Genomic DNA, 24986 nt, shown 5'->3' with positions numbered 1-24986 from the left:
TTCGGAAAAAAGATAAGCCATCTTTTGTGCATCGCACAAGGCGATGGCTTCCTATTTTTCTTTCGTTTTCTTAACGCTTCAACATCTTACTTTTCAGTAAACTCTCCGTCTACGACGTCATCGCCTGCATTTCCTGTTGCTTGTGCGCCTTCTGCTCCTGCTTGTGCTTGAGCCTGTTGAGCTGCTGCGGCTTGTTCGTAGAGTTTAACAGCAAGTCCTTGAGCTTTTTCGTTCAACGCTTCAAGTTTTGCTTTCATTTCGTCCAAGTTGTTGTCTTCTTGGGCTTTCTTAAGCTCATCAAGGGCAGCTTGAGCAGCATCACGTTCTGCATCGAAGCCTTTGCCTTCAGTTTCCTTGATTGTCTTTTCAGTCGCAAAGATAGCTTGGTCTACTTCGTTACGAAGGTCAACTTCTTCCTTACGTTTCTTATCTGCTTCAGCGTTTGCTTCTGCATCTTTCATCATGCGGTCGATTTCTTCATCAGTCAAACCTGAGTTAGATTGGATGACAATAGTTTGTTCTTTTTGAGTTCCAAGATCTTTGGCCTTAACAGATACGATACCGTTCTTATCGATGTCAAAGGTTACTTCGATTTGTGGGATACCACGAGGTGCAGCTGGGATATCTGTCAATTGGAAGCGTCCAAGAGTCTTGTTATCTGCTGCCATAGGGCGTTCACCTTGAAGAACGTGGATATCAACGGCTGGTTGGTTGTCTGCTGCTGTTGAGAAGACTTGTGATTTAGATGTTGGAATAGTTGTGTTACGGTCGATGAGTTTTGTAAATACTCCACCCATTGTTTCAATACCAAGTGACAATGGTGTTACGTCAAGAAGGACAACGTCCTTAACGTCACCAGTGATGACACCACCTTGGATAGCAGCACCCATAGCAACCACTTCGTCAGGGTTCACTGATTTGTTTGGTTCTTTACCAGTTTCAGCCTTAACAGCTTCTACAACAGCAGGGATACGAGTTGAACCACCAACAAGGATGACTTCGTCGATTTCTGACAAGCTCAAACCTGCATCTGAAAGAGCTTGACGAACTGGAACTTTTGTACGTTCAACAAGGTCACGAGTCAAATCGTCAAATTTCGCACGAGTCAAAGTCATTTCCAAGTGAAGAGGTCCAGCTTCACCAGCAGTGATAAATGGCAAGCTAATTTGAGTAGAAGTTACACCTGAAAGGTCTTTCTTGGCTTTTTCAGCTGCATCTTTCAAACGTTGAAGAGCCATCTTGTCTGTTGACAAGTCGATACCGTTCTCTTTCTTGAATTCTGCTACCATGTGGTCGATAATCTTTTGGTCAAAGTCGTCACCACCAAGTTTGTTGTCCCCTGCAGTTGACAATACGTCAAAGACACCGTCACCGAGTTCAAGGATAGACACGTCGAATGTACCACCACCAAGGTCAAATACCAAGATTTTTTCTTCTTTGTCAGTCTTGTCCAAACCGTATGCAAGAGCTGCTGCAGTTGGTTCGTTGACGATACGTTCTACTTCAAGACCAGCAATTTTACCTGCATCTTTTGTTGCTTGACGTTGCGCATCATTAAAGTAAGCTGGAACTGTGATAACTGCTTTCGTTACTTTTTCACCAAGGTAGTCTTCAGCATAGCCTTTCAAGTATTGAAGGATCATAGCTGAGATTTCTTGTGGAGTGTATTCTTTACCGTTAGCAGAAACTTTTTCAGAAGTACCCATCTTAGATTTGATAGAGATAACTGTATCTGGGTTTGTAACTGCTTGACGTTTTGCAGCATCACCAACGATGATTTCTCCGTTTTTGAATGATACTACAGATGGAGTTGTGCGGTTTCCTTCTGGGTTTGCGATGATTTTTGATTCAGTTCCTTCAAGAACTGCAACTGCTGAGTTTGTTGTACCTAAGTCAATACCGATAATTTTAGACATGTGTTTTTCTCCTTGTTAGTTAATTTTCTATTTTTCTTTTTGATACTCTTCTTAGGTGGCGGCGCCGTCATAGCTTGACTTCGTCAATCTCTTTGACTAAACTTTGAGCCTAAGGTCTCAAAGTTTGCGTAAATAGCGCCACGGCGAAGAGTATCGCCTTTAGTTCACTTCGCTCACTATCAGCAAAGCTGAACCATTGTTTATCATTCTTTCATAGTTTATTGTCGTTTCGGACAAGGTTCTTATTTTTTATGTTACGACACAAGAGGTCGAAATTATGCGCAGTAGCTGATTGGCAGTTCACTTCGCAAACGCTCGTGACCAGCCTAATCACCCTTGCGGAGATGCGTCAACGAAATCACAGATTTCTGACTTACCGCCTAATTATAAACTACCACCATTGCCGGACGTAGGATGCGGTCATGGAGTTTATAGCCTTTTTGGAAGACTTGGGCGATGGTATCTGCCGGATGTTCTTCGTCTGCTGGGAGAGTTTGGATGGCCATATGATAGTTATGGTCAAATTCGCCGTCAGCTGCGATTTCTTCGATTCCTTCTTCTTTCAAAGCATGAATCAAGCTTTCTTGCACCATCTCCAATCCTTTTTTGACGTCGTCTGTCAAACCTTCAACGGCAAGGGCGCGTTCAAGGTTATCCAAAGAAGGGAGAATTGCTTTCGCCAAGTCTTGACTACGATAGCGTTGCAAGTTTTGACGTTCTTCATTGGCACGGCGTTGGATATTTTGCATTTCTGCATGAGCGCGAAGGTATTTGTTTTCGAACTCGTCCGCACGTTCATTAGCCAAGTCCAACTCAGACTTTTCAGGAGTTGTTTCTTCTACCGTTTCAACAACTTCCTCTTCTTTTACTTCTTCGTTTTTTATTTCCTCAGACATTTTTCGCCTCCTTTTTAGGAATTTATGTAATTTCATGTTCAACTCACCTCATAATGATTACTACTCAAATAGCGGTAGAAATCTGTGAGTTTCATAGTTAAGACTCGATTGACCACATTGAGTTGGTTGATTAGTTGCTGGTAGTCCAGATTGACTGGACCGATAATCGCCAGAATTCCAAAACCACGATAAGGGATAAGGAATTTACTGCTAATCACTGCTAGATCAGCTAGACAGGATTCTTGACTATCTGCAACACGGATATTTTGCATCTGATCTTCATGCAGACCTTCACGAATCTCCAGAGCCACCTTTTGCGGTTGGTCAAAGAACTGATAGGCTGCGAGATTGGCAAAATTCAAGAGATTGACCTTGCCCGCCACCACAATGTTTTCATTGAACATTTCCTTAAAAATGTGTTCAAAGAGATCCATAACATTGTCCGTTGTTGTAAAGTAACGCTGGATAATCTGCGGAATCTCCGTCCGAATCTTGTAGTGAATATCCAGAACGGTGTGACCGAGGAAACGTTCCTGAATGATGGTCTTCAGTTTCAGCAAATCCTCTTGCAAGAAATTCCTTGGAATCAGAAACTGACTGGTAACCGTTCGAGACTCGTCTAGGGTGAAAACTGCAAGAGCAGTATGTTGTCCTAGAACGACAATATCGAAAGCTGTCAGGCGCTGTCTACTTGGCTCAACATCCAGAGCCACTACCGTACAGCCACTTAGGTCTGTTAGTAGATTGGCAGCCTCTTGCAGAATATCCTCCAGTTTGAAAAATTCCTGATCAAAGGCTTTAACAATCTCATAAACCTCATTTTCAGCCAGTCGGTCAAAATCCAGTGAATGTTTTACATAGTACTGAAAACCAGCGACACTTGGCATCCGACCACTAGAAGTATGAGCTTTCTCAAGCAAACCTTGCTTTTCTAGAGCCGCCATATCATTACGAATGGTTGCACTGCTAGAGTTAATAGACTCTTGTAGTGCTTTGGATCCGACAGGTTCGTGCGTTTTGGTAAAGATGTCAATAATCAGATTCAAAATATCCTGCTGACGCTCTGTAACCATCTCATCACTCCCCTCTGTCAGATTGATTAGCACTCGATACACCTAAGTGCTAACTTATGATTCTATTATACACCCTTAAAAGAGAATGTCAAGACAAAAACTCAAAAAATTAGCACTCTTTTATCAAGAGTGCTAAAAATCAGTCTAAAGACCTAGAAACTTACCTTCCATCTACTCGGTATTTCCTTCTAAGCCTGAAAAAACCATAGAATAGATAAGAAATTATAAAGGCATATAGAGCAAAAATGACGAAGAAAGATTGCGACAGTTCTTCTCGAAACAAACTCATACAAACAACAAGACCACCCGAGAAAGCAGCTGTACATGAACGAAGTCTATACCGCATAACTTCCCACCTGAGAGTCTTACTCATATAGACTTGATCCTCCGGAAGTAAATCAGAAGATGATTGACGAAGAATTGAACAAGAACCTGTTTCTATCAATTCCCAACCTCTATTTCTGAGATCTTGCAGTTCATGCTTATACTTTTTAAGAAATCTAGAATCATAGATACGGTAGATGATATCGTCCGGTTGGCATTGGTCAAAGTAGAAAAAACCAAAACGACTCGTTCTATACCTCCAACCTTTCAAATGCATCTCATGTAAATATTCTTCTACCTTATCCAAATCAACAATGGTAAAAATCCGAAATTGTGCTTTACTTTTCATAATCCTTCCTCCAAATTAGAAAACATACATTGTTTTATTTATCAGATAATACTTTCCATTTTTGAAACAATCTCCAAAGAATATAAGAAATCTGAATCGCAAATACTATCAATAAAACACCATCTATTATGAAAATCAAAAACAATTCCCAACTGAAATAACTAACTCCACTGACAAGCTTTGAGAAAATCGGTAGTAGAGCTGAAAAGAGAAGCAAAATAGGAAGCATCCGCATTGTTAAAATACGTTTGACCATAGCTAACCTCCCGGCCGCATCGTTATAAATTTCAAATTCCGCATCCGATTCAATTTGAGAATAAGGCTTACTAAAGTAGGAAAAACTATTAAAGTCTGTAATATGCTCCCAGCCATAGTCTTTAAATAGTTGTAAATAAGAGGCTCTCTCTGATTTTTTCATGGGATAAAAGTCCAACTGATAAGACACCTGCTCAGGCTGACACTCTTCAAAAGTATACTTAACTGCAACTACTAAGTTAGAGTAGCTTACTCTCTTAAGTTTCCAGCCCTCAGCATGCATTTTTCTAAGATATAAAGCCTCTCTATCATAATCCGCAATGGTAGCAATTCTATAAACAACCTTCTTTTCCATCATCCTCCCTCCCGACTATTTCTGTAGAGTCGTTCAATACGTTTCAATTCAATCTCCAAAACTTTTCGTCCCAAATCTGTTATCTGATAGATTTTCCGTTTCTCCTCTTCTCGGACAAAGAAAATCAAGCCATCCTTTTCCATCTTTGACAAGGTCCCATACATAGTTCCAGGACTAATCGAAACTTGCGAATCTGTCACCTCCTTGACCTTTTGTGTAATACCATAGCCATGGTTCTCCTTCTGTAGACAAAACAAGATATAAAAACCCGTTTCAGTCATGGGAAGGTAAACACGCCTGATCTTATCTGTTAATTCCATTTAATCACACCTTCTATTTAGTTCGATATATCGCACCTCGTTATATAAAATATATCACAGCTCGATATAAAATGCAAGAAAAAAAGACCGCCCTCAGGCAATCTTTCTTCTATATTAGTAAAGGTCTAGATAATTATCAACTTCCCATTGTGACACAAAGGTTGCATAACTAGCCCACTCGATACGTTTGGCTTCAAGGAAGCTGGTGTAGATGTGGTCACCCAGGGCAGCCTTAACCACTTCATCCTCAGTCAAAGCTTTCAAGGCGTTATGAAGAGTTGATGGAAGGTCTGTGATTCCAGCTTCCTTACGCTCTTCAGCTGTCATGATGTAGATATTTTCTTCGATAGGAGCTGGTGCTTCGATTTTATTTTCAATACCATGCAAACCAACTTCCAACAGGACCGCCATCGCGATGTATGGGTTTGCCATTGGATCCACTGAACGCAACTCAAGACGAGTTCCCATACCACGTGAAGCAGGCACGCGCACAAGTGGCGAACGATTACGACCAGCCCATGCAATGTAAACAGGCGCTTCATAACCTGGAACCAAACGTTTGTATGAGTTAACCGTTGGGTTCATGATGGCAGTATAGTTGTAGGCATGCTTGATCAAACCGCCAAGGAAATGGTAAGCCGTTTCTGACAACTGCATTCCTTTTGGATCATTTGGATCAAAGAAGGCATTGTTTCCTTCTGCATCAAACAAGGACATATTACAGTGCATACCTGATCCAGCGATACCAAATTTTGGTTTCGCCATAAAGGTTGCGTAAAGCCCATGTTTACGAGCAATTGTTTTAACAACGAGCTTAAAGATTTGAATCTTATCACAAGCGCGGAGGACTTCATCATACTTGAAGTCAATCTCATGCTGCCCAACCGCAACCTCGTGGTGACTCGCTTCTACTTCAAATCCCATTTTGGTCAAGACATTCACAATCTCACGACGTGTATTGTCCGCAAGGTCAGTAGGCGCCAAATCAAAGTAGCCACCCTTGTCATTTACCTCAAGAGTTGGGTCCCCATTTTCATCCAACTTAAATAGGAAGAATTCTGGCTCTGGACCAAGGTTGAAGGATTTGAATCCTACTTCTTCCATATGACGAAGTGCACGCTTCAGATTACCACGAGGGTCACCTGCAAATGGTTCGCCTTCTGTTGTATAAACATCACAGATCAAACCTGCAACACTTCCATTTTCATCTCCCCAAGGGAAGACTGTCCATGTATCCAAGTCTGGGTACAAGTACATATCTGACTCATTGATACGTACAAAACCTTCAATAGAAGATCCATCAAACATGGCTTTGTTTGACAAGACCTTATCTAACTGTTCATCTGTAGCAGGAATTTCGACGTTTTTCATGGTTCCCAGAATATCTGAAAACATGAGACGGATAAAGGTAACATTTTTTTCCTTGACTTCACGACGAATATCTGCAGCTGTGATTGGCATGAGTTTTCTCCTTAATGTATGACTACTTGCGATTACCTAACCGCGACCAAAAGGCGACTGTGCTGAAGCAAAGCGTCCCTGTTGGAGGAGCTCATTATGAAGCGCACGACGCACCTCCGTTGGGCTCACTGATTTCTTGGATTTCGCCTCACGTTCAGCGTATTTCTTCTTAATGGCAGCGATATTGAAACCTTCAGAGATATAATCTTTGATTTCAAGCAAACGATCCATGTCATTCAAAGAATACATACGACGGTTCCCTTCGTTTCGATCAGGCTTTATCAACTCTTGATCTTCATAATAACGAATCTGACGCGCCGAGAGATCGGTCAACTTCATCACACTACCGATAGGAAAAACAGCCATATTTCGACGAAATTCTCTTTCCTTCATTTACAATTTCCTTCTTTCTGTCTATTATAGTCTAAAAAAGCACATACGTCAATCAATAATGTCATAAAATGTAACATTATTTTCTTTTTTTCTCCAAAAGATTTCTAAAACGTTCAATATCATAATTTACGAGTATGGCCACAAAAACACCCATAAATGTTTCAAATACACGCGCAAATACGTACAAAAATGTTTCTCCGCTTGGTATTGATAGGGTAATGATCAACATAGCTGCTACACCACCGATAACTCCCGCTTTGTTGTTCATAGCAACATTTGTCATAATGGTTAACATGGTGCAAATCGGAACAACCAGTAAGGTCACCCAAAAAGCTTCTTGAAATAGAGTGTTTAAGAGGAAGAAAACAAGGGCGTAGAAACCACCGATACTGTTTCCTAGAATACGTGATGTTCCAAAATGAACGCTCTTATCAAAACTCTCTCTCAAACTAAAGACTGCTGTCAAAGCCCCAATTTGAAGTCCCTTCCAACCAAAAAATCCAAAAATCAAGAGAACTAAAAAAACAGCAATTCCAGTTTTAAAGGTTCGTAGACCAAGCTTGAACTGTGACTTATCAAATTTATATTTTTTAAAATAACCCATAATCTCAACTTTCTATTTCCATTTTATCATAAATTAGTCGATTTTATGAGCCAAAATCAATCGGAAACGTTTTTAATTCAAGCAACAAGAAAAAGAGGAAACTAAGTTCCTCTTTTCATCGTTTTATTTACGAAAGCTTATTTTTCTGTCAAGGCTGCAAGTCCTGGCAATACTTTACCTTCAAGAAGCTCCATAGAAGCGCCTCCGCCCGTACTAATCCATGAGAACTTGTCTGCACGACCAAGATTGATGGCTGCGGCAGCTGAGTCACCACCACCGATGATTGATTTCACACCTGGTTGTTTCACGATAGCGTCCATGACACCGATTGTACCAGCTTGGAAATCTGGGTTTTCAAACACACCCATTGGTCCGTTCCATACAACTGTTTTCGCACCAGTCAATGCTTCATCAAACTTAGCGATAGATTTAGGACCGATATCCAAACCAAGGAAACCTGGATCTACTGCTTCACCTTCAGTATCTTTTACTTCAGTGTAGTCAGCAAATGCATTGGCTTCTTTTGAGTCAACTGGCAAGATCAATTTGCCGTTTGCTTTTTCAAGAAGAGCTTTAGCGACATCCAATTTGTCTTCTTCTACAAGTGAGTTACCGATTTCGATACCTTGTGCTTTGTAGAATGTGTAAGTCATCCCACCACCGATAAGGACTTTATCAGCTTTTTCAAGCAAGTTTTCGATAACACCGATCTTGTCTGAAACTTTTGAACCACCAAGAATAGCCACGAATGGACGTTCTGGAGCTTCAACTGCTTCTTGGATGTAGGCAATTTCATTTTCAAGAAGGAATCCAGCAACAGCTTTTTCAACGTTTGCTGAGATACCAACGTTAGATGCGTGTGCACGGTGAGCTGTACCGAATGCATCGTTTACGAAAATACCATCTCCAAGTGATGCCCAGTATTTACCAAGTTCAGGATCGTTTTTAGATTCTTTCTTGCCATCAACATCTTCGAAACGAGTGTTTTCAACCAAGAGAACTTGTCCATCTTCAAGAGCGTTAACAGCGGCTTCCAATTCAGCACCACGTGTAATACCTGGGATAAATTTAACTTCTTGACCCAATTTAGCTGCCAAGTCAGCAGCTACAGGAGCAAGTGATTTACCAGCTTTGTCTGCTTCTTCTTTTACACGGCCAAGGTGAGAGAAGAGGATCGCACGTCCACCTTGTTCAAGGATGTACTTGATAGTTGGAAGTGCTGCAGTGATACGGTTGTCGTTAGTAATCACGCCATCTTTTACAGGTACGTTGAAGTCAACACGAACGAGAACTTTTTTCCCTTTCAAGTCAACGTCTTTAACAGTCAATTTTGCCATTAGATATGACTCCTTCTTTTTTTATACGTGTTAATTATATCACAAAATCAACAAAAGAGATAGAAAAAGCCTGCACTTTTCCAGTTCTTTATTGCAACTGAAACTAGCATTTCTTAAAATCAAAACTAGAAAAACCTTATCAAATAAGTAATGAATGCGAGATAAAATCATTAAAACAAGGCCTGACTAATCTACAGTCAAACCTTGTTTTTAGTTGTTAAGAGGAAATCCAAGATTCGTAAATCCGATTAGTCTTCTCTCTTTTTCAAAGCTACAAGTCCATAGCCACTCATCACTCCGAGAAGCCCCAGAGCTACTAGACTGGCATCTGTTTCTACACCAGTATTTGGCAGTTGTTTGCTTGCTACTTCACCTTTGACAAGCACTTCTGCAGTTGGAGCATTGGTACTTGGTGTAGCTGGAAGTCCCTTTTGCTCTTTAGAGAGGGTATCAGCATGAGGTTTGTCTGAACTTGGCGCCACTTCTTTTGTTCCAACTTCTGTGATTTCTGGGATAGCTTCCTTAAGAACTTCAGTTGAACGAAGGGTGCGTTTGCCTTGGACATCTACTTCTACTAGACGACGAATTTGACCTTCTTCTCCTTTTTGGACAAGTTGACGTTGACCTTTAAGAAGATCCACATTTTGTCTTTCTTGACGTTCGAAGGCTGTTGTTTCTGTTTCAATAACCAGTTCAGGGAGGGCTTCAACTGTTGGAGCTACTTCATTTGGATCCATACTACCAACGTGGTGGCTTTCTTCTGCAGGAGCTAGTTTCTTATTCAGCTTTTCTTTCATGTCCGCAAAAGCTTGTGGAGTTGGTGTTTGTGAAGACAATAAAGCTTCTGCTTGGGCAATCAACTCAGCTTGAGAATCTTTTTCACGGACAGATTCGAGCAAGCCTTCCAATTCTTCTCTAGCAGTTTGATACCGTTGATTGCCATCCAAGTCCGCACCTGCTTGTTTCAACTCATTCAAAGCCCGGTTGACTTCTTCTTGGCTAGCATTGTGGTTTTCTGCTACAGCTTTCGCAGCATTGAGCTTCTCTACTAACGCTCCTTGTTTGTCCTCACTTGAGAAGGTATAGGCAAGGGTTGACTGACGACCTTGGGCAGCAGTAATTTCTTGTTTGAGGTACTCATCATTGACTGCAGCCTTTGGAGAAACCAAGACATCGAACTCAGCTGTGTGCCCTTTGTAATGCAGAGTCAAGGTCTGGCGTCCAGTCTTCTGAGCATCGTAGCCTGTAATTTCAACACCTTTATCAGTAAAGCTGTGAGCCTCTTCTGTCTCATCATCATAGAGAACTCCAAAGCGACCTTCTGCAAGATCCAGTTGATCTCCAACTAGATAGTCTGTTTTTGGTTTCTTAGTAATATACAAGCCTGCTACTTCTTTTGGTTTTCCTTCATCTTGGCCAGTCACTTGTACGTTTAAATCACCAGTAACTGGAAGTCCAAGGTAGCTGACTGTGAGCTTCTGTTCCCCTTTTTGATGAGCGTCGTATCCAGATACAGTCACACCTGAGTGGGTGAGGTTAATCAGCTCGTCGGCTTGTCCCCCTTCATATTGAACACGGAGTGTTCCGCCTCTGAGGTCGAGTTTTTCTCCCTCTTTATAAACCGCCTTCTTAGGTCCTTTTTCAAGGCTGACAGATTTAATTTTTCTTTCATCCTGTGGAATCGCTACAGCCAAAGTGTTACTGATTTCTTTGCCAGGTAGTTGGGTACGATAGTAGAGGAGATTTGGTTGCTTGTTAAAGGCTAATGGTGCTGTTGCCAGGTCCCCACCAGTTTCAGACTTCAAGGTCGCAATCGGTGTTTGTGAATCCGCCTTGTCGTAAACGGTGATGGTTGCGCCTGCCGGAACATCAGAGAAGCCTAGTTGAACTTGATGGTTTCCAAGTGAACGAGCCGCTACCTTAGCCATTGGAATATTTTGACTTTCTGTGTCCAAGGTTTCGTACATCTTCCAGTTGTAGATACGAATGGCCTTCCAAGGTGTTCCGTTATCAGATGTAATGACATGCAAACGCCAGTCTTGGGCGGTGATTGGTTTATCAAGAGTGATATCCGTAACGTGCGCTTTATTACCACGGACTTCCTTAGCTAGTTTCCACTCGCCATCAGTATCCTTGTAATAAAGATCAAAGTCCTTGGTGTTCATCAAACCATCGTTAACAGACTCACCGCCAGCTCCCGCATGATCCATGACCCATCTAACAACACGACGTGGTTGGGTCAAACGAATATCGACACTACCGCTCAATTGTCCTGAAGACCACTTGTCTGATAGACTGGTAATGGTACCGTTCAACATGCCTTCGATACCTTCTCCACCTTCAGTATTTGGGAAGGTGCTACCGATTACCTTTGCCCCTGGAACAATATTTTCAGCCAAAGGTCTTGGGAGAGTTGTATCCTGAACAGTCATCCCCCAGTTAAAGAATGTCGTCGCAGCTTCAGAACGAAGTCCATTTTTACCAACTGCAACGACTTTCAATTCTTGAGTCGTACCAGTCGCATTAGCAGAACGGCTAACTTTTGGCAAGTAGATGGTTGAAGCAGATGAACCTGTCAACAATCGCCAGTTATCCCCGTCTTTTTCGTAGACTTCATAGAAATCGGCATCTTGGTTACCCGAAAATTGAACAACTGCTTCAGCTTCTTGGGCATTCTTAAGAGATTGCTTCACCACAGAGAGACCTGTCGGTGCTTGTGGTGCTTGGTCATTGTCTGAAATTGTTAATTGACCTAGGTTGAACTGATAATCTTTTACAGCTCCCTCATGTTCGAAGAAGAGTTTAACTGCATAGATGGTTTTACCTGCTAGTGAGCTAAGGTCAAATTCTTCATTTGTCCAGTTGTCAGAAAGGGTCAGTTCTTTCCATGCATCTGCATCCTCAAATTTGTAGTCTGGAGTCGTAGAGAAGGCCATATAAACTTTCGAGCCTTTTCCTCCCTTATGGGCAACCCGAAGTTTGGTTTTCTCCGTTACTTCTAGTTTAGTAGAATACAAATTCACATCTTGGTCTGTCTTACCAGCTACATCACCTGAGAATTTAAGGGAATTTCCGCCATTGTAGGCATCTGTAAAGTCATATTCTGCATGAAGCTTTTCCCCCGTTGAAGTCTGCCACCAGCGCCATGTTGGTAAGATACCTGAAACAGAACGGTAGTTCCACTCAGAATCCTTAGAAACTTTGCCGTCTACAAACCACTTTCTACCATGACCTGTATTGAAAGAAGTAGTGAAGGTGCGTCCTACTGCTGGTGTGCGGTCCGCAACTAAATTAGCAATCCCATACCACTCTTTATCAGCAGGTTTTTGAGCTGTCGGATCTCCTTGGTAACCTGTGAAGAAGATGTCTTCGTTCTTGTGGTAATCTTCACCTGTTTTTCCTAGACTGGTAATTGTATCTGGTGCAAAGAGTCCAAGTGACAAACGCAACTTGCCTTTTTCATCTAAGAGAGCATCCCATTTGACTTTGGTCTTATAAGAGCCACCTTGTTGCAATTCTAAGCCCGCAAAGACATCATACTGGCTACGTTCCAGCCATTTTGCCATCTCTACAGAGTGGTCATTCTTTTCCTTGTTCCAGTTAAAATTGGCAAAAAATTGATCTGCAGGGACCTTGTCACCTTCTTTTTGCATAAACTGGTAGTTGTAGTCTCCCAAGCCATCTTCGTGGTATCGACCGTATTTGTAGGTCATGGCATCGTACCAAGCATACTTGATTGGGTGGTTGACCTTAGCTGCATATTCCTTTGTATAGAGCATGAATTGGCGCATTTTTTCACCAAGAGGTGCTACCAATTCCCCCGTTGTTTCTTGGTTGATGAAGTAGCCATCAAAACCATAGTATTTAGCAAGGTCAACGAGTTTACGTGCAATCGGGAAGGTGCCATCCTCATCTTGTTTCAAGGCGGCGGCAAACTTCTCTTGGTCGGCAATGCTATTAGACCAGTTGAAAAAGAGTGTTCCATAAACAGGAACTCCGTTGCGGTGACCTGCATCAATGACATCTGGAGTTGGAACTAGACCTTCCCAGAAGACCATTGAATCCAAGTATTGCCAATAGTCAAAAGCATATGCCTTGAATTCTTCTCCACCAACAGAAGCGTGGTCTTTAGCCTTTGAGTTGGTATTTGCTAGTGCCTGAACTTTGGCTCTTCTGCTTGCTTTTTCGTTAACCAACTGACCTCTATGGCGCTTGGCTAGTTCAACTGAGGAACGATTGATGGGATCATCCTCACGCGCACCCGGTTCCCATTTCAACAAATCTTCCCAAGTATCAAACTTGATTTCTTTTGGTCGGAGACTCTTCTCCTCATTTTTAGGAACGTCTGCTAAACTTGGTTTGTCGGCTTTATTGTCAACCACTTGAGGAGCTTCCTCCGGCTTGACTCCTTCTTTGTCAGTTGCTGGAGCTGGCTCCTCAACTTTTTCTGTCGGAGCTGGCTTCGCTTCTTCTTTTTCATTGACCAAATCAGTTATTGCTGGAGTGTTTTCTGAAATTGGTTGCTCAGCTACTTTGTTTTCAGTTTCCTCTAATTGTTTTTCGATGGTTGCAGTGTCTGGACTCGCTGTTTCACTAGCGCTTGTAGCTTGGGCGCTCGTATTTGCAACTGCCTCAGGGACAGCAACCTGCTCTGCAAGAGCTGGGCTCGCAAATAGAGCTGACCCAATCATCAAAGAACAAGCTCCGATTGACAGCTTACGAATGCTGTAGCGGCAACGTTTTTCAAAAAATAAATTTTTCATCTTATCCTCCTAATAAAATATAAAGTAAGCGCTTTACTTCTTTAGTAAAAAGTATCTGTTCTCAGTACACACCACCAGAACAGGGTTATCTTCATTTTATCTTATATGAAAGCGATGTCAATCTATTTTACGTATAAACTATAACTAGGATAAGAATCAGTAAAATTTGGACACAATCCTTTCAGACATTTATACTTGAAGTAAGAACTCTGCTTAAGGAAGAAATTTAAAAAAGTTAGCGATTTCTTACTAAAATATCGAGAAAACACTTGTGAGATTTACTTTTATCCTTTAAAATAGAATAGGAGAAATTCCGTTATTATTTTTCGGAGGAAAAAGAAATGTCCATTAATTGGCAGGAAATTTTATTTCACTTTTTAGGAGGTCTAGGACTGTTTTTATACAGTATTAAGACTATGGGAGACGGTTTGCAACAAGCTGCTGGAGATCGCCTTCGTTTTTACATTGACAAGTACACCAGCAATCCCTTTTTAGGTGTTCTAGTCGGGATTGTCGTAACCGCCCTGATTCAGTCAAGTACAGGGGTTACAGTTATCACGGTTGGACTGGTCAGCGCTAGCCTTCTAACTCTTAGACAAGCTATCGGAATCATCATGGGAGCCAATATTGGAACCACCGTTACTTCCTTTATCATCGGTTTCAAGCTTGGCGAATATGCTTTACCCCTGATTTTCCTTGGAACCATGTTCCTCTTCTTTACAAAAAATAGAACAGCAAACAATATCGGACGCATCCTATTTGGTGTTGGGGGAATCTTCTACGCCCTCAACCTCATCAGTGCCGGTATGAGCCCACTTAAAGATTTACCACAATTCAAGGAATATATGGTAACCTTGGGACAAAATCCTATTTTAGGAGTGGTAGCCGGTGCAGTGATTACAGTCCTCATCCAAGCTTCTTCTGCGACAATTGGGATTTTGCAAGGTCTCTATGCAGGTGGGTTCCTTGATCTTAAAGGTTCTCTACCCGTTCTCTTCGGGGATAATATCGGGACAACCTTAACCGTTATTATTGCCGCAGCTGGAGCCAATGTCTCTGCAAAGCGCGTTGCAGCAACCCACGTTACCTTTAACGTTCTAGGAACTATTCTTTGCTTAATCTTATTAGGCCCCTTCACTGCTATGATCGAGTACTTCCAGGCACTCCTTCACCTCTCACCTGAGATGACCATTGCCTTCTCTCACGGTGCCTTTAACGTAAGTAATACTATTGTACAATTTCCATTCATCGGAGCTTTGGCCTACTTTGTAACCAAGCTCATCCCTGGTGAAGATGAAGTTGTCAAGTACGAGCCCCTTTATCTCGACGAACAACTTATCCAGCAATCTCCTTCTATCGCACTAGGAAATGCAAAAAAAGAACTCTTGCACTTGGGGAATTATGCAGCTAAAGCTTTTGACCTTTCTTATAACTATATCATCGGTTTGGATGAAAAGGTAGCGGAAAAAGGACACAAAACAGAGGAGGCCATCAATACCATCGATGAAAAACTCACTCGTTACCTCATCAGGCTCTCAAGCGAATCCTTAAGTCAGAAAGAAAGCGAAGTGTTGACCAACATCCTAGATTCATCTCGTGATTTGGAACGGATTGGGGACCACGCAGAAGGGTTGCTCAACCTAACAGACTATCTCCAACGCAAAGATGTTCATTTTTCTGAAGCTGCTCTAGAGGAATTAGCTGATATCTATCGAAAAACTACTGAGTTTATCAAGGATGCCCTTGATAGTGTTGAGAACAATGATATTGAAAAAGCTCAAAGCCTGATTGAACGCCATAAAGAAATTAACAATATGGAACGCATTCTCAGAAAGACCCATATCAAGCGCCTTAACAAGGGCGAGTGTTCAACACAAGCAGGGGTCAACTTTATCGACATCATTTCCCACTACACTCGCGTATCTGACCACGCCATGAACCTAGCTGAAAAGGTCATTGCTGAACAAATTTAATAAACAAGAAGCCACCTTGACCTAGGTGGTTTTTTCGTCTCTTAATCAAGAATGGCTTTTCTGACGTATAAAAAATGCTTTGATTCACAATGGAATCAAAGCATTTTAAAGAGTTCCCCAAACATAATAGCAGAAACTGCGGTTCCTCTGTACTTGGCTTCTTCTCTTTTGATAAAGCGAGCTAAGTTAATCAATTCAGGTGCTGGGTGTTTGGGATTTCTGAACAGTTCAAGATTGACCAGGCCTGAGAGACGGACTGCTAGTAATTGCTCATTTGTAGTAGGTAGTTTTTTAGCAGTCTCTAGGAGAGCGGCGACTAACTCATCACTCAAGCCTTGACGGGCATGATTATAGAGATCTTTTATAAGGCTTTCTAGGTTTGGTTCTGTCATTTCGCTCACCTCTCTTATTCTTTAATAATTTTTAATCAAATCAACTGTTGAACGATCCAATTTTTTCACTAAAGCTTGCAAGAAAGCTTGAGCTTCTAAAAAGTCATCCATAGCGTAGAGGGTCTGGTGAGAATGGATATAACGAGCGCAAACACCGATAGTTGTTGATGGAACACCACCATTTTTCAGATGAGCTGCACCTGCATCCGTTCCGCCTTTACCACAGTAGTATTGGTACTTGATACCAGCTTCTTCAGCCGTTGTCAAAAGGAAATCCTTCATACCTGGGAGGAGCAAATGACCTGGATCGTAAAAACGAATCAAGGTACCGTCCCCAACCTTGCCTTGGCCGCCATAAACATCACCAGCAGGTGAACAGTCAACTGCAAGAAAGACTTCTGGGTCAAACTTAGTTGTTGAAGTGTGTGCGCCACGGAGACCCACTTCTTCTTGGACATTAGCACCAAGATAGAGTTCATTTCCGAGTTTTTGACCTGAAAGAGCTTCTGCTAGCTCACTAACCATAAGGACCCCATAGCGGTTATCCCAAGCTTTTGAGATGATATTTTTTTCATTGGCTGTCAAGATTGCTGAACTATCTGGTACGATAGTATCACCAGGACGGATGCCAAAGCTTTCTGCTTCAGCCTTATCCGCAAAACCACCATCAAAGATAATATCTGAAATAGCTGGCATGGTTGGTCCGCCCTTTCCACGTGTCAAATGTGGTGGAACAGAGCCTGAAATCACGGGAATTTCACGACCGTCACGAGTAAAGAGTTTAAAGCGTTGGCTACTAACCACCATGGGGTTCCAGCCACCGATTTCAACGACACGGAAGGTTCCATCTGGCTTAATCTCGCTGACCATAAAGCCAACTTCGTCCATATGAGAAGCGACTAAAACACGGGGCGCATCGGTAGCTTCTGAATGTTTAATCCCGAAAATACCGCCCAAGCCATCTGTCACAACTTCATCCACATGCGGTGTCAACTTTTCACGGAGATAGGCACGGACCGGTGCTTCATGACCTGAGATCGCAGCAAGTTCTGTTACTTCTTTGATTTTTGAAAATAATGTTGTCATATCAGTTCCTTCTTTCTGTCCTCCATTTTACCACTTTTTATAGGAGAAAGGTAGTGAAAATCTTAATCTGCCAACTTCCTTTCTAAAGTATACAAAAAAGAATCAGGTTGATTCTTTTTGTTTATGATTCCGTTTGAGTGAAAAGTGGTCTGGCACAGGATCCATGCCTATTTTCGACCAAGGGTGGCAACGCAAAATCCGAGCCAAGCCCATCAAAACACCCTTGAAGCCATGTTTTTCAATAGCTTCAATCATGTAGTTTGAACAAGTGGGCTCAAAGCGACAAGAGGGTGGAAAGGCTGGTGAGATAAAGCGTTGGTAAAAGCGAACTGGCGCTATTAAGATTCGTTTCATTATTTCTTGGTTACAGCCATAGTATGCAGTTGGCTGATTTCTTTTTTGTTAAGGCGACGGGATTCTCCCGGACGAAGGCCTGTCAAATCTAAGTGTCCAAAACGAGTCCGAGACAACTTGTCCACTTGGAGACCGACGGCTTCAAACATTTTTTTAACCTGATGGTTACGCCCTTCATGGATGGTCAACTGCACTACTGAGCGATTTTTGACTGGATCCACTTTGAGAATCTCATAGACAGCAGGCTTGGTTTTCTTACCATCAATCTCAAGGCCACGGGTCAAGGGACGGAGATTTTCTTTGTTGGCCACACCTTTAACACGCGCGACATAGACCTTGTCAATCTCATTACGCGGGTGAATCATTTCATCCGTAAAATCCCCATCATTGGTCAAAATCAAGACACCAGATGTATCCCAGTCCAAACGTCCCACAGGGTAGATGCGCTCTTTGACCTGTGGCAAGAGGTCCACAACAGTCTTGCGGCCCTTGTCATCTGTCACACTAGAAATCACTCCGCGGGGTTTATTGAGAAGATAGTAGACCTTTTCTTCGTTGTAGATAGGTTGTCCTTCAACTTCAACTTTGTCGCCAGCCTTGATGGTCGTTGCTAGTTCACGCACCACTTGGCCGTTGACCGTCACCAAGCCTTGCTTGATCAGTTCTTCTGCTTTTCTCCTACTGGCCACACCTGCGTGGGCAATATATTTATTGATTCTCATCTTCTTCTATCCTTTCACCAAATAATTGGCTTTCTTGGGCTTGAATCTCAAGCTCATCAATCACTGGTAATTCTTCCAAATGGTTAATTCCCATGTAATCTAGGAAATAATCCGTAGTCACATAGAGGTTGGGGCGACCCAACACTTCTTTTTTTCCGTCTTCTCGTATCAAGTCAAAGGCCTGCAACTTTGCTAAAGCCCCACTCGAGTTGACTCCACGGATGGCATCAATTTCTATCCGCGTGATCGGTTGCTTGTAGGCAATGATGGACAAGGTCTCAAGGGCTGCCCGAGACAGACTCTGGTTGATAGGGGCCTTGGAGTATTCCTTCAAAATCGCTGCAAATTGGGGCTTGGTCACCAATCTGTAAGCTCCCCCTGTCTCAATCAGGGACAAGCTCGACTCTTGGTCTTTTTCATACTTTTGGGCTAATTTTTCTAAACTCTGCTGGATGCCTGTCGGGGGAAGCAATAGGAGTTCAGCCAACTGACGTACCCGAATCCCATCTTCACCTGCTACAAACAAGAGCGCTTCTATTTCTGCTAAAGTACTCATCTTTCCTCTCTATCAAGTCTAACTTTGTGCCTCTTGACTTTCTTCCTTCTTTTCCATGAGATAGATATCTCCGAAACTCTCCTCTTGAACAAGGATCAGTTCTTGGGTTTTGATTAACTCTAGGGTTGCCAAAAAGAGGGTAATAACCTCTTGAACATTCTGGGCTTCCTTGAACAAATCCTGCAAACGCAACTGGTCTCGTCCAGTCAAGGACTCTTTTACAATGACCATCATGTCCTCAATCTTATACTCATCGCGCAGGATGGTCGTGTGGTTCTGTGCGAACTCCTCTTTTTTCTTGGCTAGGATATTTGAAAAAGCCAAAAAGAGGTCAATGGTCGTCCTGTCATGGACAAGCTCCGCATCCTCGTAAATCAACTCTGTCGGCGCTTTGGAATAGTACTGGGCCCGATCTTGGTGCTTAGCCTCCAAGTGCTCACCCAAGAGTTTGAACTTGCGGTATTCTTCGATTTGGGAGAGAAGGTCCTGCTCCAGGTCATCCTCTAAGTCTGTCACTTCTGCTACCTTTGGCAAGAGCTTGCGGCTCTTGATCAGCATCAGCTGACTAGCCATAACCATATACTCGCCCGTTACTTCCAGACGCATGGCCTGCAGAGTTGAGACATAGGCTAGATACTGTTCGATGACTTCTGTAATGGGCACATCGTAGATATCCATCTGGTACTTAGAAACCAAGTGCAAGAGCAGGTCAAGGGGTCCTTCAAAATCTTTTAATTTAATATCCATTATCTATATTTTTCTAAGGTCAGGACTGTTTTTAATCCTAATTTTTTTGCAATTTCGTACAAATCGACCTTGTTTTCTATCTGTCTTAGAATGAACTGTTCCCGCAAGGCTTGAGCGGATAAGGCTGGAAAACCTTTCTCCTTGACAAAGGACTCCAGCTGACGAAAGGCCCACTGACGAGAATAGGCTTTCCCTCCCCTTTCAAAGAGATAGATCTGCCCTATCAAGGGTTCTAGCTCTGGAATCAAGGTCGTGGGTATGGTGACAATCCTCTGTTGGGAAACCTTGTTAATTCGCAACACCTGAAAATCCAGATTGATATCTGCAACCTTAAGGGCTAAAATCTCACTTGGCAAGAGCCCTATTTCCAAGATAAGAAGCGCCAACAAGCGTCCTTCTGGATAATTACTTTCCTGCCAAAAAGAGTCTAAGTCTAGAATCTCTGGTTTTTCAGTCTTCTTTTCAGCTTGTTTGGCTAATTCCAAACGATAAAAGCTGTCCACTTCTCCGTTTCGATAGAGAAAGTAGAGAAATTGGTTACAGGATGAAAGTTTCCGTTTCTGGGCGCTGATTTTTAGATTGGCTAGCTGGGCTTGGTAAATCTTAAGACTGGTCTCAGAGATCCGCTCACCCACAATGTCTAAAAATTGCTCCAGATCATACTTATAAGACTGCTTGGAATTGGCAGACAAACCCTGCTTTCCCTCTAAAAAGGCTGAAATCCTATCTCTCATTTGCATCGAATCTCATATTCCTTACTAAAGTCATGCAAAAGGGCATTGACAGCCTTGAGGATGGACTTGCGCGTGATGATTCCTTGAAAAATCCCTTCATCATCTACCACTGGCAAGAAGGGTTCATCCACCAGTTTATGGAGGACCTCTGTGATGTTATAGTCTGGAGCGACAACTGCCACATCCATCTTGGTCATATTGACGATGTCTGTCGTTGCCATCTGCTCATCCGTCAAACCTTGCTCCATTTGATAAGCCAAAATGTCTCTCAGACCAATGGTTCCAACAAAGCGTTTGTCAAAGGTCACAACTGGGATACGGGTATAGGTGATTTGGCTCAGCACCAAAATTGCATGGTCAGCGTTATGGGTATCAATCAAGGCTGCTAGATTCTCAGCAGGGGTAAGAAAAGTCTCTTCCTGCTCCAATAAAAATGCTTCAAATTCCTTGGCAATCATCGAGCAAACTCCTTGGACAGACCTGGATAAACCTCATGGTCACGTGTCAAAAAGTCTACTTTAAAATAGCTGTCATCAATCTCCACTCGAGCATAGAGACATTCTCTGATGGTTCCTCGTGGTTGGCTGATGGAGCCTGGATTTAAAAAGAGTGTTTTGCCTTCCATCCAAGCATTTGGCACATGCAAGTGACCATAGAGACAGATATCGGCATCTTCTTCCTGAGCCCAGTAGTCCAACTTTTGAAAGTTGAAATTGATGTCAAACAAGTGTCCATGCGTCTGGATGATCTTAGTGGGACCAAGTTGAGTCACCAACCGTTCTGGGTAGCCAGCATAAAAGTCCATATTTCCTTTGACGACATGAATGCCTTCCCAGAGCGGAGAGTCTGGACGGAGTTCTGAGTCACCATCGTGAAAAATGGCATCAACTTTCCCCAGATAACGATCACGAATTTCTTCCACAATCAAGCTATCGCCATGGGAATCACTCATTACAATGATGGTTTGCTTTGCCATGATGGAAATACCTCCAAAAGTTTCTTAACGGCTAAGGCACGGTGGGATTGGCTATTTTTTTCTTCAAGGGTTAATTCAGCTGCTGACTTACCTGTCTCTCCCACAAGGAAGAGCGGATCATAACCAAAGCCATTTTCACCCTTGGGTTCAAAGTTGATATAACCTGGCCAGTCAGCTTCAACCACCAAGCTTTCCTTGTTTGGACTAGCTACGACTAGGGTTGTGTGGAATTGAGCCGAACGGTCCTTGAGTTCAAAGACCATGGCCAATTCGTGCAAGAGTTTGGCATTGTTTTCACGGTCAGTTGCTCCCACACCTGCAAAACGGGCTGACCAGACTCCTGGCAAACCGCCGAGGACATCGACTTTGAGACCTGAGTCATCTGCTAGCACCATCTTGCCTGTTAATTGGGAAATGGTTTCTGCCTTGAGGCGGGCATTTTCTTCAAAGGTCATACCTGTTTCAGCTACTTCAGGCAAATCTGGATAGTCATTGAGATTTTCCACATCGTAGCCTAACTTGTCAAAGATAGCTCGGAATTCCTTGGTCTTTCCTTCGTTACGAGTCGCAATCAACAAGGTTTCTCTAACCTTACTAGTTTCAAAGAAGGCTTGAACATTGACCCCTTCTTTAGGCAATTCTACATGCAGGAGTTGCCCGTTTTCAACCAAGAGCAGGGCTCCCTGACGTTGGATAACTTCCAAGTTGCGTCCTGCTTCGGTATTTAAAATCTCAACGATAAAAGAGAGCAGACGGAAGTTAGAAGACCAGCGCATCACTGTTATCGTAATCGGAAAGCCATTTTCCTCATCACGAAAAATCCGCGCCAAATCCATAAAATCAAGCTCAAGCGGATCTTTGATGAGGCTGTAGATGCCTCCATAGACATCCCAGACACCGACATACCAGTCCTGGTCGTCCTTGTATTCATAAATTTTATTTGTCATAATGTTACATGCTCCACATGAATCTCTTTTTCCAGCCATTCTGCTCCTATTTGGGCAAAACTTTGGCTGCTGGCTGTAGTGTAAAATCGGTGCTGAAGCGGGGCTGCGTCCCGGCTACGATTGATTTCAAAATAATTGAGTAAAACTGAGATATCCCGTACACACTCTGCCCCACTATCGATGAGCTGAACCTTTGGTCCCATGACATTCTGGATGATAGGGCGAAGGAGCGGATAATGAGTACAACCCAAAATCAGGCTATCCACCTTGCCAACCAAGGGACGTAGGGTTTCATAGACGACTTTCTTGGTTACACTGGTTGACAGGGCACCAGACTCGACCAAGGGGGCAAACTTGGGACAGGCCAAACTTTCCACCTGTAAGTCTGGATCCAAATCATGGATTTTCTGACGGTAGATGTCTGATTGTACCGTCATGGGGGTTCCAATCACTCCGATTTTCCCGCCTTGACTGGACTTAATAGCTGCCGAAGCTCCTGGCAAAATCACACCTAGGACAGGAATATCTAGTTTCGCCTTGATTTCTTCCCAGACGACCGCAGTCGCAGTATTACAAGCAATGACAATCATTTTGACATCCTTGGTCAAAAGAAAGTTGACCAACTGCCAAGTATATTCACGAATTTGCTCAGCAGGACGGGGACCATAGGGCGCCCGCGCCGAATCTCCAATATAGACGATTTCTTCATGGGGAAGCTGGCGCATGAGCTCACGAACAACAGTCAAGCCCCCGACACCCGAATCCAAAAAACCAATTGGTCGATTATCCATACAGTCTTCTTTCTAGTCTTCTTTTTCTGATTGATAGTTCATCATGATTCCTTGTCCTAAACGAACTGACCGACAGCTTGATAGAATGTCAACTGCCTCTCTCTTAATCATAATCAAATATCAATAGAATGCAAGGAAAAAGTCTTATCCTTGAGAACTATTGAACATAGTGAGAAGTCTGGAACTTTCATCCCAGACTTTTCCTATTTATTTCTTTTTATTGTTAGCAAGGGCTGCTTTTTGTTGACGGATGATTTGGTGGTAAACTTGTTGAACCTTGGCTTCGCTTGGTTTTTGACCATTTGCGCTCAAGAGAGCACGAACTGCCTCAGCGTTCAAACGTGGATTGTCTGCAAATTCTTTTTCGATTTGCTTACGAACCAAATACATACCTCCAAGAGCTCCTCCTAGAAAAGCTAGCACAATCAAGATAATTGCTAAAAGTAAATCCATTCTTTTTCTCCTGTTTCTTTTTGAGTCTTCTATATTATACCACAAAGTGGCTTTTCTGACTAGTTTGTTTTACGCTTTCAGGGAAGGGGAAAGGTAGCAAGAAGGAATTCAATTGGTCACTTATCAATCTACTAGCAATATTACCCGCTAATATTCTTAGACAATAGGCCTTCAGCAATCATAACGATGGATGTAGCTACACCTCTTGCCTATAAATCCCAGCTGGAAATGATGACTCTCTGTAGTTGTGGGAGTATCTCAGAAAGCTTAATCTATAAATAGACTTAACCCCCGCTCATCGAAATCACTTCGTGAAGTACATTGCATGAGCGATTTATCCTACCGCCCCCAAAAAATTAAACAGGAAAATCTAACTTTTGAGGGGCTGTAGCTGACTAGACAAATGATAGAAAAAAACCTTTCCAACCTCTGAAGGAAATATCCCCCCTCACCCAGCTTTCACCTAAGAACTAGGCTCAATTTTTTAGCTCTTATCTTCTTATTTCAGTTGACAGAAAGCCCTTCCTATTGTATAATGTAAGTGTCGAGTTGAGAGGGCTTTCCTCCAACTAAGAACAATATATTAATAAAAGGAGAACTTTTATGGAAAACTTTGCTATGATGGACAACCAATTTGTTGCCTTGACTGATGAAGAAATGATGATGATCGACGGTGGATGGTCATTCTACGGTGTCCCTGTTGATGTATTCACAGTTTCTTTGGCTATCTTGGGTGGATCACTACTTTCAGGTTTCTTTGTAGGACTTTTTAGCTAATTTAGTATCTTAAATAGAAAAGGTGAATTTCATGAACAAAGATTTTAAATCATTGGATCAAAAATTTATGCCTCTTACTGAAGCTGAATTGGTTGAAGTAGAAGGTGGTTGGGTCGGTGGTGACCTTGTTCGTGCCGTATTTGATATCGGTCGTGAAGTAGGTCGCGCTATTCGTGGCGTTGCTATCCGTGCATATGGTCGCATCAGAGGTAGAATTGGTTCAAGATCTGGTGGTTCTAGCAATGGTGGCGGCGCTAACAACGGTGGCGCTGCAAGCCCAGACGTTTTTAACTAATAGTTTGTCTTTCGACAGAGAGCCTCTTGTTCGTCTTGATTGGGACAAGAGGCTTTTTCATGTGAAAGCGAGCCCAAGCCTATCTCGGATCAATATCTTTAAAACGATTGATACCATTGGAAAAATAAGCCACATTA

Annotated in this window: 26 protein-coding genes; 3 read left to right on the top strand and 23 right to left on the bottom strand. The window is 42.6% G+C overall.

The genetic code is table 11. The annotated features are described in order from the left end of the window. Nucleotides 1-86 precede the first annotated feature (86 nt). The 11 genes from dnaK to DF216_RS08745 form a co-directional block, all read right to left on the bottom strand. The gene (gene dnaK / locus DF216_RS08800; protein WP_129326600.1) at nt 87-1916 is read right to left on the bottom strand and encodes a molecular chaperone DnaK; all 1830 of its coding nucleotides are present in this window, start codon (nt 1914-1916) and stop codon (nt 87-89) included. A 380-nt stretch (nt 1917-2296) separates the two neighbouring features. Beyond that, a complete protein-coding gene (gene grpE, locus DF216_RS08795) occupies nt 2297-2812 on the bottom strand; it encodes a nucleotide exchange factor GrpE (protein ID WP_129326599.1) in 516 nt (171 codons plus the stop codon). 38 nt (nt 2813-2850) lie between these two features. Then, nucleotides 2851-3885 carry a heat-inducible transcriptional repressor HrcA gene (gene hrcA, locus DF216_RS08790; protein ID WP_129326637.1) on the bottom strand — a complete coding sequence of 345 codons (1035 nt, stop codon included), beginning with the start codon at nt 3883-3885 and terminating at the stop codon, nt 2851-2853. A 160-nt stretch (nt 3886-4045) separates the two neighbouring features. Then, nucleotides 4046-4558, bottom strand: a complete 513-nt coding sequence (locus DF216_RS08785) for a DUF2812 domain-containing protein (RefSeq protein WP_129326598.1) — start codon at nt 4556-4558, stop codon at nt 4046-4048. Nucleotides 4559-4592: 34 nt separating this feature from the next. Further along, nucleotides 4593-5168, bottom strand: a complete 576-nt coding sequence (locus DF216_RS08780) for a DUF2812 domain-containing protein (protein WP_129326636.1) — start codon at nt 5166-5168, stop codon at nt 4593-4595. Beyond that, nucleotides 5168-5488: a PadR family transcriptional regulator gene (locus DF216_RS08775; protein WP_129326597.1), complete on the bottom strand. Its 321-nt coding sequence runs from the start codon at nt 5486-5488 to the stop codon at nt 5168-5170. Before DF216_RS08775 ends, DF216_RS08780 begins: the two co-directional genes overlap by 1 nt. A gap of 114 nt (nt 5489-5602) precedes the next feature. Beyond that, nucleotides 5603-6949: a type I glutamate--ammonia ligase gene (glnA, locus tag DF216_RS08770; protein ID WP_001122884.1), complete on the bottom strand. Its 1347-nt coding sequence runs from the start codon at nt 6947-6949 to the stop codon at nt 5603-5605. A gap of 36 nt (nt 6950-6985) precedes the next feature. Further along, nucleotides 6986-7342: a transcriptional repressor GlnR gene (glnR, locus tag DF216_RS08765; RefSeq protein WP_084970915.1), complete on the bottom strand. Its 357-nt coding sequence runs from the start codon at nt 7340-7342 to the stop codon at nt 6986-6988. 76 nt (nt 7343-7418) lie between these two features. Continuing rightward, complete coding sequence (locus DF216_RS08760; protein ID WP_061454557.1) at nt 7419-7946, bottom strand: FUSC family protein; 528 nt, start codon at nt 7944-7946, stop codon at nt 7419-7421. Between the two features lie 137 nt (nt 7947-8083). Further along, nucleotides 8084-9283 (bottom strand): phosphoglycerate kinase, encoded by a 1200-nt coding sequence (locus DF216_RS08755; RefSeq protein ID WP_129326596.1) that lies wholly within the window; start codon nt 9281-9283, stop codon nt 8084-8086. Between the two features lie 248 nt (nt 9284-9531). Next, the gene (locus DF216_RS08745; RefSeq protein WP_129326595.1) at nt 9532-14046 is read right to left on the bottom strand and encodes an endo-beta-N-acetylglucosaminidase; all 4515 of its coding nucleotides are present in this window, start codon (nt 14044-14046) and stop codon (nt 9532-9534) included. 341 nt (nt 14047-14387) lie between these two features. Here DF216_RS08745 and DF216_RS08740 point away from each other — a divergent pair, with 341 nt between their 5' ends. After that, a complete protein-coding gene (locus tag DF216_RS08740) occupies nt 14388-16019 on the top strand; it encodes a Na/Pi cotransporter family protein (RefSeq protein ID WP_129326594.1) in 1632 nt (543 codons plus the stop codon). A gap of 95 nt (nt 16020-16114) precedes the next feature. Here DF216_RS08740 and DF216_RS08735 read toward each other — a convergent pair whose 3' ends face one another. The 12 genes from DF216_RS08735 to DF216_RS08680 form a co-directional block, all read right to left on the bottom strand. Continuing rightward, nucleotides 16115-16411: an enterocin immunity protein gene (locus DF216_RS08735; protein WP_061454562.1), complete on the bottom strand. Its 297-nt coding sequence runs from the start codon at nt 16409-16411 to the stop codon at nt 16115-16117. A gap of 21 nt (nt 16412-16432) precedes the next feature. Continuing rightward, nucleotides 16433-17497, bottom strand: coding sequence for a glutamyl aminopeptidase (gene pepA, locus DF216_RS08730; protein WP_061454563.1), 1065 nt, complete (start codon nt 17495-17497; stop codon nt 16433-16435). Nucleotides 17498-17599: 102 nt separating this feature from the next. Then, nucleotides 17600-17851 (bottom strand): membrane protein insertion efficiency factor YidD, encoded by a 252-nt coding sequence (yidD, locus tag DF216_RS08725; protein ID WP_129326593.1) that lies wholly within the window; start codon nt 17849-17851, stop codon nt 17600-17602. Beyond that, nucleotides 17851-18573, bottom strand: a complete 723-nt coding sequence (locus tag DF216_RS08720) for a pseudouridine synthase (protein ID WP_061454565.1) — start codon at nt 18571-18573, stop codon at nt 17851-17853. The genes yidD and DF216_RS08720 overlap by 1 nt, the downstream gene beginning before the upstream one ends. After that, the gene (gene scpB / locus DF216_RS08715) at nt 18560-19129 is read right to left on the bottom strand and encodes an SMC-Scp complex subunit ScpB (protein WP_129326592.1); all 570 of its coding nucleotides are present in this window, start codon (nt 19127-19129) and stop codon (nt 18560-18562) included. The genes DF216_RS08720 and scpB overlap by 14 nt, the downstream gene beginning before the upstream one ends. An 18-nt stretch (nt 19130-19147) precedes the next feature. Next, nucleotides 19148-19876: a segregation/condensation protein A gene (locus DF216_RS08710; protein ID WP_000351895.1), complete on the bottom strand. Its 729-nt coding sequence runs from the start codon at nt 19874-19876 to the stop codon at nt 19148-19150. Next, nucleotides 19876-20610, bottom strand: coding sequence for a site-specific tyrosine recombinase XerD (xerD, locus tag DF216_RS08705; RefSeq protein ID WP_346427537.1), 735 nt, complete (start codon nt 20608-20610; stop codon nt 19876-19878). Before xerD ends, DF216_RS08710 begins: the two co-directional genes overlap by 1 nt. Beyond that, complete coding sequence (cbpB, locus tag DF216_RS08700) at nt 20607-21068, bottom strand: cyclic-di-AMP-binding protein CbpB (protein WP_129326590.1); 462 nt, start codon at nt 21066-21068, stop codon at nt 20607-20609. Before cbpB ends, xerD begins: the two co-directional genes overlap by 4 nt. Next, nucleotides 21065-21586 (bottom strand): metallophosphoesterase, encoded by a 522-nt coding sequence (locus DF216_RS08695; protein WP_001118939.1) that lies wholly within the window; start codon nt 21584-21586, stop codon nt 21065-21067. Before DF216_RS08695 ends, cbpB begins: the two co-directional genes overlap by 4 nt. Beyond that, nucleotides 21562-22533 carry a nucleoside-triphosphate diphosphatase gene (locus DF216_RS08690; protein WP_129326589.1) on the bottom strand — a complete coding sequence of 324 codons (972 nt, stop codon included), beginning with the start codon at nt 22531-22533 and terminating at the stop codon, nt 21562-21564. The genes DF216_RS08695 and DF216_RS08690 overlap by 25 nt, the downstream gene beginning before the upstream one ends. Beyond that, the gene (gene racE / locus DF216_RS08685) at nt 22530-23324 is read right to left on the bottom strand and encodes a glutamate racemase (RefSeq protein WP_000370364.1); all 795 of its coding nucleotides are present in this window, start codon (nt 23322-23324) and stop codon (nt 22530-22532) included. The genes DF216_RS08690 and racE overlap by 4 nt, the downstream gene beginning before the upstream one ends. 207 nt (nt 23325-23531) lie before the next feature. Continuing rightward, the gene (locus DF216_RS08680; protein WP_000364980.1) at nt 23532-23777 is read right to left on the bottom strand and encodes a YneF family protein; all 246 of its coding nucleotides are present in this window, start codon (nt 23775-23777) and stop codon (nt 23532-23534) included. 603 nt (nt 23778-24380) lie between these two features. Between DF216_RS08680 and DF216_RS08675 the strand changes: the two genes are divergently transcribed. Further along, entirely contained in the window at nt 24381-24554 is a 174-nt protein-coding gene (locus tag DF216_RS08675) for a class IIb bacteriocin, lactobin A/cerein 7B family (protein WP_061454638.1), read from the top strand. Nucleotides 24555-24585: 31 nt separating this feature from the next. Next, nucleotides 24586-24849, top strand: a complete 264-nt coding sequence (locus DF216_RS08670; protein WP_125828386.1) for a hypothetical protein — start codon at nt 24586-24588, stop codon at nt 24847-24849. The last annotated feature ends 137 nt before the right edge of the window (nt 24850-24986 follow it).

It is taken from the genome of Streptococcus oralis (genome assembly GCF_004127215.1).
Lineage (GTDB): Bacteria > Bacillota > Bacilli > Lactobacillales > Streptococcaceae > Streptococcus > Streptococcus oralis_BD.
This window is presented reverse-complemented; position numbering and strand designations above follow the sequence as displayed.